Origin of the sequence: Coleofasciculus sp. G2-EDA-02, assembly GCF_040226375.1 — a bacterium.
Taxonomy (GTDB): domain Bacteria; phylum Cyanobacteriota; class Cyanobacteriia; order Cyanobacteriales; family Coleofasciculaceae; genus Coleofasciculus.
The window spans coordinates 1-11,156 of the sequence record NZ_JAVKEW010000253.1 but is presented as its reverse complement, the minus strand read 5'-3'; the positions used below and the strand labels follow the sequence as shown (position 1 = coordinate 11,156).

Here is an 11,156-nt window from a genome sequence, read left to right as displayed (position 1 = left end):
TCGGCGGAACCCAAACCGCAAAGGTTTGAAACGCCCAGCCCTGAATCGACAGGGTGTTAGGAGATAACACGATGCCCTAGATGGCGAATATCGTGTGCCTGGGAACCCGTTTACCGGGATATATGGAACGAAATTTCCATAGAATCTCCCTTCTTCTAGGAGGGAGAGCGTCAAATGAGCAACACGAGTAACTTTCGCCAAGCCATTCGCAATGCTAAGGGTCAAGCCCTAGTCGGGCCCAATGTCATAGCCAATGCCCTGCCCTACGTCGGCGGTGGATTGGTTTTAACGGCTCTGGGCACCTATGGTGGTTTGAATGTCCTTACTACAAACCCAGGGTTATTCATGCCCACCTTCTGGGTTGCCCTAATTGCGGAATTCGCCCTATTCTTCGTCGCCCGTGGTGTAGCGGAGAAAGGTAATAACAGCACCGCATTGCCCCTATTGGCGACCTATAGCCTACTTTCAGGTTATACCCTCAGTGGTATCGTCTTTGTTGCCCTCGGCACATCGGGGGTAGGGATTCAAGGGATTGGCATCGCTGCCCTCAGTTGTGGTATCACCTTTGTCGCTGCCCGTCAAATTGGCTCGAATCTCTCAGATCAAGATGGGATGGCGTTAACCCAAACCGTTCAACTGGGCATCATCGCCTTGTTGCTAGTATTAGTGGGTCAGCTCATCTTTAGCTTTTTTGGCGTCTATACCCCTAACTGGATAGAAATAGGCATCTCTGGCATTGGCGTATTGCTATTTGTCGGTGCGGCGGTGGTGGATTTTTACATTTTGCCCCGCACTTATCGCAATGATCAGTATCTGCCAGCCGCATTGTCAATGTACTTGACCTACATCAACCTGTTTATCTTTATTTTGCGGTTGCTGATTGCTTTTAATCGCGACTAATTGACTAACTTTATCCCACGCCTTTTCAAGCGTGGGATACCTGTCATTAGTCTAATGGGATTAAGTTTTCTGTTTACAATTGATAAAGGGTAGTAAAGTACCAGAAAAAAGAAACATGGAAGTTTTAGAGATTAAACGCGAAGTCGAAACCTTGTCCCTTCGCCTGGGAAAAACCCAGGACTATCTTTGACATCCCTGCCCTAACTGCCAAAATTAAAGACTTAGAGCAACAAGCCGCTCAACCCGATTTTTGGGATGACCAAACCTTCGCTCAGCGAACCCTGCAAAAGCTTAATGACCTGAAATTGAATCTACAGCAGTACCATCAGTGGAAAAGTAATCTAGAGGATGCAAAAGCAGTTCTGGAATTACTGGAGATCGAAACCGATGAAGCACTACTGCAAGAAGCCCAAACCAATGTAGTTAAGCTCAATCGCGAACTTGACCGTTGGGAACTAGAACAGCTACTATCGGGTCCCTATGATGCCAATGGTGCTGTACTGGCGATTAATGCTGGGGCTGGCGGAACAGATGCCCAAGATTGGGCAGAAATGCTGCTGAGAATGTACACCCGTTGGGCAGAAAACCAAGGGTATAAAGTGCAGTTGGCAGAACTCTCAGAAGGGGATGAAGCCGGAATTAAGTCAGCTACTTTGGAAATTCAGGGACTCCGCGCCTATGGCTATTTGAAAGCAGAGAAAGGAACTCACCGACTGGTGCGAATTTCTCCCTTTAACGCCAACGGTAAGCGGCAAACCAGTTTTGCAGGCGTTGAAGTCATGCCAATGCTAGACGAAGGTGTAAACCTAGATATTCCCGAAACGGATTTAGAGATTACCACCTCTCGTTCTGGGGGTAAGGGTGGTCAAAATGTCAACAAAGTGGAAACCGCCGTTCGGGTTGTGCATGTTCCCACAGGACTTGCCGTGCGCTGTACCCAGGAGCGATCGCAACTGCAAAATAAGGAAAAAGCCCTCGCCCTCCTGAAAGCCAAGCTATTGGTGATTGCTCAAGAACAACGCGCCCAGGAAATTGCCCAAATCCGAGGCGATATAGTTGAAGCCGCTTGGGGAAACCAAATTCGCAATTATGTCTTCCACCCTTACCAGTTGGTGAAAGACTTACGGACGAATGTGGAAACCACCGGCGTTGATGATGTCATGAATGGGACTCTTGATCCCTTCATCGAAGCCTACCTGCGTCAGGAAAATCAATTGACCTAATCAGTTTGGCATGGGGAAGATAGGTGTGGAGTGTGGGGTATCGGGGCGGGTTTAATGATTATCGTTTCTTGATCATCTAGATTGGACTAAACCCGCCCTGACCAAATTTGGCAAATTACGAATGGCAATTTGTTACATTATGTAAATAAAGGCGATAAAATAGTTTTTAGCGTCAAATCACCATTAATAATGAGTCAACCCTCGACACCCTCGGATACAGCGAAGTCCCCTTTTGCTGAACAGCCAACAGCAAACGCCGCCTTCAATGAACCTAAACCCAGTTACGTGAAATTAGCGATGCGTAACATGGTGAGCAAAGGAGGCAAATCCCTGCAACACTTTTTTCTAACCACTGTGGGTCTATTAGCTGTGCTGATTGGTTTAGCTTACCTGACTCGTTAACGTTCCCATAGCTTACCTCACAAGAGAGGCGGCACGAGTGAATATCGAACTAATAGTGCAGGATTATTTCTTTGAAGCCTCCCAGTCAGCGACTCCGGAAGCTAATCCCCTCACGAACCCAATTTCCACTTCCACTTGGGAACATTGGTTCAGCCAATGGCTCGAAACACTGCACCCAGATAGTCCGCCAGCGCTGGGGTATGAACTGACACTACGCCTGAGTGACGACACAGAAATTCAGGAACTTAATTCTCAGTTCCGCCACAAAAATCAACCCACTGACGTACTCTCCTTCGCTGCATTAGAGGTAGACTCGCCTCAGATACCTCCAGACATGCAAGGGGCTGAATCAGTCTACCTGGGAGATATCGTCATTTCAGTGGAAACCGCTTGTCGCCAAGCTCAACAACAGGGTCATCCCTTAGAAGTAGAGCTGGCTTGGTTAGCAACCCATGGGTTGTTACATCTTTTAGGGTGGGATCATCCGGATGAGGAAAGCTTGCTGCGAATGCTAAACCAGCAGAAAGCTTTACTCCAGATTGTCAACTTGACGTTACCCGTATAATGACACTGGATTCAGTGTCAGTTCATCACTAGCAATGGAATTCAATCCCCATGGTTTATCACAATACTCATTCTGCTAACTCTCAATACCTGGTTCCCAGCTCCCGGTCGATAGTGCAGGATCTGTCACTCCCCAAACCGCCAAAGCCTGAGTCTAATCATAGATTCAAACGAGACTTGGCTTGGTGCATTGCCCCAACCCTATTAGTCAGTTTTAAATATGCTTGGGCGGGAGTGCGCTATGCCTTTGTCACCCAACGGAACTTTCGCATTCATACCCTGATTGGCACCGTGGCAATTACCTTGGCTATTTTGTTAGAGTTGACACCTGTAGAAATTGCCGTGATTGGCTTGACCAGTGGGCTAGTCATGACCCTGGAATTGCTGAATACGGCAATTGAGGCGGTTGTGGACTTAACGGTTAAACAGTCTTATCATGAGCTAGCAAAAGTAGCTAAAGACTGTGCAGCAGGTGCTGTTCTCATCTCCGCGATCGCAGCCCTACTCGTGGCTGGCTCCCTACTCTTGCCTCCCTTAATGACTCGTATCTTTTTACTGATACGTTAAGCTATTTTTTTAACCTAAATTACAGTGTAACGTTTTGTCGTGGTTAGGGTGAGTTCAAAAGGAGTGTAAATTTTGATTATTGTCATTGATAACTACGACAGTTTTACCTATAACCTGGTGCAGTATCTCGGTGAACTAGGATTCAAATTACCCGTTGCTGCTGATATTCAGGTTTACCGCAATGACCAAATTGACCTAGAGCAACTGCGCCAGTTAAACCCTGATGGGATAGTTATTTCCCCAGGACCCGGACGCCCGGATGATGCCGGAATCTCCTGTGAGTTAATTCACCAGCTTGGTGCAACTGTACCCATCTTAGGCGTTTGTCTGGGTCATCAAAGTATAGGTCAAGTCTTTGGCGGAAAAATTATCTGTGCCCCCCTGTTGATGCATGGTAAAACTTCGGAAATTTACCACACCGGAGTAGGTGTTTTCCAGAATCTGCCCAATCCCTTTGTCGCCACTCGATATCACAGCCTAGTGATTGACAAAGAAAGCTGTCCAGAGGTGCTGGAAATTACGGCTTGGGTGGAGGATGGGACAATTATGGGGGTGAGACACCGGAACTATCCCCATCTCCAAGGCGTCCAATTTCATCCAGAGAGTGTTTTGACCGATTGTGGCAAACAGTTATTGCAAAATTTTCTAGTATCTCTTCCAGCATCGACTCAAAACCCTATGGTTCTAGCTTAAGTATTAGGAGTAGTGATTAACTAACAATGAAACGGCGACAGTTGATGCGCTACGTGGGTGCAGGAGTGTTTAGCACTTTGGGAACGACATTGGCTGCACAATTCAAGTCGGCTGGGGCACAGTCGGCTAATGGAACGTTGACAGTTCAGTGGTTAGGACATACCTGCTTTTTGTTTACAGGCGAGGGGATGCGGATTCTGGTTAATCCGTTTCGGACAGTCGGATGTACAGCAGGCTATCGTCCACCGAAAGTGGAATCTGATTTGGTTTTAATTAGCTCTCAGTTGTTGGACGAAGGTGCGGCTGAGGGATTGCCAGGAAATCCGCGTATCCTATTTCAACCGGGAGTTTATCAGATCGGGGGTATTCGATTCCAAGGGATTAGTATTCCTCATGATCGCCAAGGTGGACGCCGATTGGGGAATAATGTGGCATGGCAATGGGAGCAAAGTGGGATTAAACTTCTGCATTTAGGTGGGGCGGCGGCACCTATTGAAATTGAGCAGAAAATCCTCATGGGGCGTCCTGATGTGGTATTTGTGCCTGTTGGCGGCAGTATTAAAGCGTATAATCCTCAAGAGGCTAAACAGGCGATCGGTGTGTTGAATCCGAAAATGGTAGTCCCGACTCATTTCCGTACCCAAGCAGCGGATGAAACCTGTCAGGGGGACTATGGGATTGGATCAGTGGATGAGTTTTTAACTGTGATGGAGGGAATGCCCGTAAGTCGGATAAACAGCGATACGCTGACGTTGAAATTCTCAGATTTACCCCAGAATCCTTCGATGATTAAAGTGTTGAGTTATCGATTTTAAGGGAGAATAGCCAGCGCCATAGCGGTTAGGATGCATCATTGTATAATATTATGGCGATTCGGATCACGTCATAATTTTCAATTTGACATGATCCGAATCGCCTATTTAGCTGAGAAAGTTCACTCCCATCTACAGTTAACGAGTTGCCAATCCAACTTCCGTAGCTGAGCGATACAACATCGAAAGCTGACGATTTTTGAGAACTCGTTGCTGCTTGCTCATCCGAGAACGAGCTTTCTCTTGACTGGTAACTAAAGTGGGTGCTTTTTCTGGCGCAACACCATTATTAGCAACAGTCCCTGGTGTTTGATAACGAACGCCGCGATATTGCAGGTTGACTCGCGGTTGTAACACTGGCGGATTTTTTAAATTACGGAATCGCCAGTCCCAACCCCGATATTTACCACCAGATCCCGATTCTACAGTTTCTACCGTAGGGGGATTGTAATCGTATTTGATGCCGCGATAATTAAGTTTCATGGTCTTCGCCTCGTAATGCAACTGTAGTGATATGAGGCGCGTTCCTTCGGGAGTTGTCCCTACTTCCGTCCCTCTAATCATCTTTCACGGTTAATTGATTAATGGCTAGAGAGATGAACGATTTATTTGTTCTGTATCTATTGTTACTGTTTTTCGAGAAAATGTCAACTTTTTAACAAAACTTTACCTTTTGAGGTTTCCTGAGGTGATTGTCTGAGACCACAATTTTTAGTATCAGACGCTAAGGTGATTGGTATGAGTGATCAAAGTAAAGGGTTCAAGGTTGTTGCCGATAATCGGCAAGCACGTTTCCGTTATGAGATTTTAGAGTCTTATGAAGCGGGCGTTGAGTTAAAAGGGACAGAAGTTAAGTCTATCCGCGAGGGTCGGGTCAATTTGCGCGATGGGTATGCCCTAATTCGCAAGGGTGAGGCTTGGCTGCTGAACGTACATGTTTCGCCGTACCAAAGTAGCAGCCTCTACTTCAATCACGACCCGCTTCGCACCCGTAAACTGTTGCTGCACAAGCAGGAAATCAGCAAACTTGTAGGCAAAGTAGAACAACAAGGGTTAACCATAGTGCCGTTAAAAATGTATTTGAAGCGAGGCTTAGTGAAAGTGAGCCTGGGTTTGTGTAAAGGGAAAAAATTGCACGACAAGCGCGAGACAATTAAGCGGCGTCAGGATGAGCGTGAAATGGCGCGAGTTGTTCAGCGCTATTAAATATACCCACAGATCAAAAGGATGTCTGTGCTTCCCAACAAGGGCAGGTGCGAGATAGACAGAAAGGGATTGGCAAAATCCGCCCCAACTAATCAGTTCCCCCGCACTTGCGGAATCCAAGAGGCTATCGCCCTAACTGTTCCCGAACCAAGTCTCGGTTGCGTCGTGCTTGTTCGTAGTTGGGATCAAGTTCAATGGCACGCTCAAAGGCAGTGAGAGCCTCTTCGTAGCGCTGCAAAAGAAACAGGGTTACGCCGCGATTTTGCCAAACTCTCGCATGTTGATCGTCGATTTCCAGAGCGCGATCATGAGAAGTTAAGGCATCCTCGTACCGCCCCAGTTGTCCTAAAGCCACGCCTCGATTATCCCAGGCTGCCAAATCCTGAGGATTGATCTCCAAAGCGTTGTCGAAAGATCCTACTGCGTCTTCATATCGTTCTAGTTCTGTCATCAGCAGCGTACCTCGGTTATACCAGACTGACGCATCATTGGGATTAATAGCGATCGCGTTGTCGCAAGCCTCCAGTGCTTCCTCGCCTGTGAGTTCATAACACCGATCAAACCAGTAATCAAACTCATTCACCTCTTGCACCAATAATTGCGTGGCTGGGATCACGGATTTAGAGTTGAGTCGGGGCATCCTTGCGGCTATCGAGGGCGGGGATAATTGAGCCAAAATCGCTGTTGTCGTCAAGAGTAAACTCAAAGAAAAATAGTTCATGGCATGATAAAGGTTAGGATTACCACGTCACTCGCCCATCTAACTGCTGGAGTAGATGAGTTCCGACACCTGGAACCTGGTCAAGGTCAGCTAATGACGTGAATGGCTTCTGCGATCGCGCGGCAATAATTCGCTCAGCTAGTTTGGGTCCAACTCCAGGTAGAGTTTCCAGTTCCTCCTGAGTGGCAGTGTTGAGGTTGACTATCCCACTAAAAGTTGGGGCGTTCGGATCGTTTGCCTCAGTAATCTCGTCACAGGATTGTAGCTGATTCTGAATCCTTTGCTGAACCGCCACCGGGACACCCAGTATGGCATTCGTGTACAGACGTTCAAATTCACGTTCAAAATGAGCGGCGACTAGAGGACTATCAATCACCAAAACCGTCTCGTCGTTTTGGTGATTGGCTGCTTCTGACCAATTATGAGACCCTGTAATCACCGTTTTCCCGTCTACCACGCCAAACTTATGATGTAACAGATCGCCTGATGGGAGTTTAGGGATACCAACTGTGGCAATCGGATCTTGCCAAGGACGATTACCCGGTTCATAGCGACACTCATTACTCAGCGCCACACCTAATAAATCTAGTCCTTCGCTGTAGTAGCGATAGGCAAAACCTGGATCGATTAACGCTTTAACTTGGACACCCTTTTCATCTGAAGTTTGTAACTGATCTGCCAGTCGCTGTTCAGAAAAGACAAACAATGCCAGATTAATGGTTTGGGCGGCACTTTGCAGAGTTTGCTCAATGAAACCGTTACTGCTTTGACTCCAGGGTTGAGTTGGTGACGTGGGCGAAAACTTGATAGTCACAGTGGTATCTCCGAGAGTAACCTGCCCTGGAGGGCGTGGTGACTTTTTGACGCCAAACCGACTGTCGGCTGTGCCACCAGGTCCATCTCCCCACATCTGGTTAAATTCTTCGGTAAAATAATTAGCTAATTCGACACTTTCAATTTTGACGAGATTGTTGGCATTGCCACGACTGTCCGGTGCTTGAAAGTCGCCATGAATGTCGCTGGTGGTAAAGTTAGCGGAGGTAACCACAACCTTGTATCCATCCACAATGACAAACTTGTGGTGCATCAAGCCGCTACCTTGAGAGCCATCGGCTGTATCGTCTAGGATAGGAACGCCAGCATTTTGTAAAATAACCAAAGCATCTCGTTGATTAATTTCACTAGGGGTCAGTTTGCCATCGTTATCACTGTCAATTAACCGTAAATTCTCTTGGGCGCGGTTACGTTCCCGAGGTGGCAGTTTAGCTAGATCTTCGGCTGGGATTTCACTCCAAGAGAGGTTATAGGTATTTTCTAGGATCACCCTGACTTTAACCCCCGCCTGATGTCGTTGAACCAGAGCTTGAGCAATTTGCGGCAAGCGCAACTCTTGGACAGCAACATCGATAGTGGATTGAGCCGTCGCGATCGCTTCGACAATAATCTGCTCTAAATTATCGCCCGGTCGAGTCACTGAGCGATAGGGTTCCTTGTAGGTTGTTGAGGGGGAATGGTTAAAGTAGACCTGAACAAAGGGGTCTTGGGGTAAGGGAGGCGGATGGTGAACTTGAGGTTGAGAAGTTTGACAAGCGGACAGAGTTAGTGCAATGAGCCAGATGATACCTTGATGCCAGTAGGATTGAAACATTAAATCCATATTAGATTCACTTATTGCTTTGATTATTTTTTATCACCTACGGGAACATAAACCAAGTAGGCTGTCAATGGGAATTCATCCCTTGAGACAAGCCGGAGAAGCTAGGAAAGTATAAGATACATGGGACTCTGAGCCATCGGACTAAAACGGCTGATCGGGGTTTTTCTGATTCAGTTTGAAATAAGGTTCAAGGATTTGTCCCTATTGAACTAACATAAAAATACAATGAACAACTTAAATCTCGTTTTCCACAACCTGAATGGGGGAAGTCACTATCAGGAAGATAACATGGTCACGTCTAGGGTTTGAACCCATCCCACCGTTTTATGTCGAGACGAAAAAAGACATTTCCGTGCGGTCATAAGGGGTATGGTCAAACCTGCCACCGATGTGAGCAAGACAACAAGGCACGGGAAGCTAAAAAGCAACAAAAGCAAGAATGGGAGTCTACTTTTGACAATGATCCCATTGACTTAAAGGATTTGCCCACCCATGTGGTGGTCAAAGCCCGTGTGATTATCGCTGGCTTGGAAGAACAAAAGAACTACCGAGAATTTGGCGGCAAGCGACTACGCCACAATCGCTGGATCGTCAGTATCCCGGTTACCCGCAACTACCGGATGATTTGTCATGACTACGGGAGTTTGTTGATTCCCTACGCTGTCTTGTCTCACGAGGACTACAATGTGGATAAACCCGGTGAGTAGAGGGATGAAAGAGTTTTGAGTGTTTCTGTTCAATGACTAATGACCAATGACCAAAAAGTCAGACGTTGGGTACAGAATAAACAGTCCTCAGAGCTATATGCTGAAACTATAGCCCGTCGCTGAGTGAAAAAGGCTGAACACTATGCAAATTTATCTCGATTACAGCGCCACGACACCCCCCCGCCCAGAAGCGATCGCGGCGATGCAAGGGGTATTGACTCAGCAGTGGGGTAATCCCTCTAGCTTACATGAGTGGGGACAACGGTCTGCTACTGTCGTGGAACAGTCGAGAATGCAAGTGGCTGGCTTAATTAATGCGCCAGCCGAGGCTTTGATTTTTACCTCCGGTGGCACAGAGGCAGATAATCTAGCCATTATGGGGATTGCCCAAAACTACAGAACGCCCAAGCATATTGTGATTTCTAGCGTGGAACATTCCGCGATCGCTCAACCTGTGCGCTGGTTGGAAACTTGGGGATGGCAGGTGACACGATTACCTGTGGATAAACAGGGACGAGTAAATCCCCGCGACTTGGAAGACGCCCTGGTACCGAATACGGTATTAGTATCTGTAATTTATGGTCAAAGTGAAGTGGGGACGCTCCAACCCATTGAAACACTAGGGCAAATTGCCCGAAATAATGGGATACTGTTCCATACCGATGCGGTACAGGTGGCTGGACGGTTGCCCATTGATGTGCGACAGTTACCTGTGGATTTGCTGTCAATCTCAAGTCACAAGATTTATGGACCTCAAGGAGTGGGGGCGCTGTATGTAAGTCCTAATGTTGAATTAGTGCCACTACTGTGGGGTGGGGGACAAGAAATGCAACAGCGTTCAGGGACACAGGCTGTTCCCGCGATCGCGGGATTTGGTGTCGCCGCCGAATTGGCAACAGCCGAACTGTCAACGGAAACACCTCGCTTAATTCGGTTGCGCGATCGCTTGTTTAATCAACTCAGCGACATCCCCTATTTAAAACCAACAGGTTCGCGACTACACCGCTTACCTCATCATGTTAGTTTTTGCCTAACCAATATCCCAGCATCCCGATTGAAGGAGGTGAGTGGTAAAACGATGGTGCGTCAGCTTAATTTGGCAGGGATAGGCATTAGTGCGGGTTCTGCCTGTGATAGTGGTAAACTCAATCCTAGTCCGATCTTATTGGCAATGGGCTACAGTGAGTCAGAGGCATTAAGAGGCATTCGCTTGACCTTGGGGCGACAAACCACAGAAGCTGATGTAGATTGGACAGCGATGGTACTCAAGCAGGTTCTCGCCCGGTTATTGCCAGAACCTGTATTATTGAACGTTTGACCCAAGCAAGGCAGAGGGTTGATTACTATTGCGTGGTTGCTCTTGCCGTTAAACTTGTCCTAACCTAATACTGCTACTGCTCCAATAAGCTCTAATGTAAGTTTTTCTCCCCCAGCCTCCCTTTTACCCCTTCCCTACTGCTAATATAATTTGCTATGCTAAACGAAGTTGCTGGTGTAGCTCAGTGGTAGAGCAGCTGATTTGTAATCAGCCGGTCGCAAGTTCAAATCTTGTCACCAGCTTAGTTTGACTTCTCCCCCGGTTAAACTTGCCCTCGAACGAAGTGAAGGGACGCGGGGGATTCTAAGAGGATACTACGGGACGAACTAAAGCCGCGTCCCTTCGTTTTGCTCGTCTTCTTAGAGTTCCAGAGAAAAACCCTGGAT

General features: G+C 47.3%; 13 protein-coding genes, 1 tRNA gene and 1 riboswitch. Of the genes, 11 read left to right on the top strand and 3 right to left on the bottom strand.

The genetic code is table 11. The features are described from left to right. Window positions 1–174: 174 nt before the first annotated feature. From RLO19_RS29510 to RLO19_RS29480, 7 genes are all read left to right on the top strand, one after another. Entirely contained in the window at window positions 175–900 is a 726-nt protein-coding gene (locus tag RLO19_RS29510; RefSeq protein WP_446361131.1) for a Bax inhibitor-1/YccA family protein, read from the top strand. A gap of 115 nt (window positions 901–1,015) precedes the next feature. Further along, window positions 1,016–2,123 (top strand): peptide chain release factor 2 gene (prfB, locus tag RLO19_RS29505; protein ID WP_446361129.1). Its coding sequence is split into 2 segments (ribosomal slippage): window positions 1,016–1,087 and window positions 1,089–2,123, totalling 1,107 coding nucleotides; the frame shifts between segments, so codons are not numbered across the junction. Between the two features lie 189 nt (window positions 2,124–2,312). Beyond that, window positions 2,313–2,525, top strand: coding sequence for a DUF3285 domain-containing protein (locus RLO19_RS29500; RefSeq protein ID WP_446334912.1), 213 nt, complete (start codon window positions 2,313–2,315; stop codon window positions 2,523–2,525). A 37-nt stretch (window positions 2,526–2,562) separates the two neighbouring features. Next, window positions 2,563–3,090, top strand: coding sequence for an rRNA maturation RNase YbeY (ybeY, locus tag RLO19_RS29495; RefSeq protein WP_446361127.1), 528 nt, complete (start codon window positions 2,563–2,565; stop codon window positions 3,088–3,090). A gap of 50 nt (window positions 3,091–3,140) precedes the next feature. Then, window positions 3,141–3,656, top strand: coding sequence for a diacylglycerol kinase (locus RLO19_RS29490; RefSeq protein ID WP_446361125.1), 516 nt, complete (start codon window positions 3,141–3,143; stop codon window positions 3,654–3,656). A 72-nt stretch (window positions 3,657–3,728) separates the two neighbouring features. Beyond that, window positions 3,729–4,349 carry an anthranilate synthase component II gene (locus RLO19_RS29485; RefSeq protein WP_446361123.1) on the top strand — a complete coding sequence of 207 codons (621 nt, stop codon included), beginning with the start codon at window positions 3,729–3,731 and terminating at the stop codon, window positions 4,347–4,349. A gap of 26 nt (window positions 4,350–4,375) precedes the next feature. Continuing rightward, a complete protein-coding gene (locus RLO19_RS29480) occupies window positions 4,376–5,164 on the top strand; it encodes an MBL fold metallo-hydrolase (RefSeq protein ID WP_446361121.1) in 789 nt (262 codons plus the stop codon). A gap of 135 nt (window positions 5,165–5,299) precedes the next feature. Here the strand turns inward: RLO19_RS29480 and RLO19_RS29475 are convergent, their stop codons facing one another. Next, window positions 5,300–5,644, bottom strand: coding sequence for a DUF4278 domain-containing protein (locus RLO19_RS29475; protein ID WP_446334907.1), 345 nt, complete (start codon window positions 5,642–5,644; stop codon window positions 5,300–5,302). Between the two features lie 35 nt (window positions 5,645–5,679). After that, window positions 5,680–5,766, bottom strand: a riboswitch (Glutamine riboswitch). A 133-nt stretch (window positions 5,767–5,899) separates the two neighbouring features. Between RLO19_RS29475 and smpB the strand changes: the two genes are divergently transcribed. Continuing rightward, on the top strand, window positions 5,900–6,367 hold the full coding sequence (gene smpB / locus RLO19_RS29470; RefSeq protein ID WP_446361119.1) for an SsrA-binding protein SmpB: 468 nt from the start codon (window positions 5,900–5,902) through the stop codon (window positions 6,365–6,367). A gap of 124 nt (window positions 6,368–6,491) precedes the next feature. On the opposite strand, the gene RLO19_RS29465 is transcribed toward smpB, so the two are convergent. Both RLO19_RS29465 and RLO19_RS29460 read right to left on the bottom strand, forming a co-directional pair. Further along, entirely contained in the window at window positions 6,492–7,088 is a 597-nt protein-coding gene (locus RLO19_RS29465; protein ID WP_446361117.1) for a tetratricopeptide repeat protein, read from the bottom strand. A 19-nt stretch (window positions 7,089–7,107) separates the two neighbouring features. Beyond that, a complete protein-coding gene (locus RLO19_RS29460; protein WP_446361133.1) occupies window positions 7,108–8,736 on the bottom strand; it encodes a phospholipase D-like domain-containing protein in 1,629 nt (542 codons plus the stop codon). A 335-nt stretch (window positions 8,737–9,071) separates the two neighbouring features. Here RLO19_RS29460 and RLO19_RS29455 point away from each other — a divergent pair, with 335 nt between their 5' ends. The 3 genes from RLO19_RS29455 to RLO19_RS29445 all read left to right on the top strand — a co-directional run bounded on the left by RLO19_RS29455 (window position 9,072) and on the right by RLO19_RS29445 (window position 11,012). Then, entirely contained in the window at window positions 9,072–9,452 is a 381-nt protein-coding gene (locus tag RLO19_RS29455) for a DUF7682 family zinc-binding protein (protein ID WP_446334903.1), read from the top strand. A 142-nt stretch (window positions 9,453–9,594) separates the two neighbouring features. Then, a complete protein-coding gene (locus tag RLO19_RS29450) occupies window positions 9,595–10,770 on the top strand; it encodes a cysteine desulfurase family protein (protein WP_446361115.1) in 1,176 nt (391 codons plus the stop codon). Window positions 10,771–10,940: 170 nt separating this feature from the next. Beyond that, a tRNA-Thr gene (locus tag RLO19_RS29445) sits at window positions 10,941–11,012 on the top strand. Window positions 11,013–11,156 lie beyond the last annotated feature (144 nt).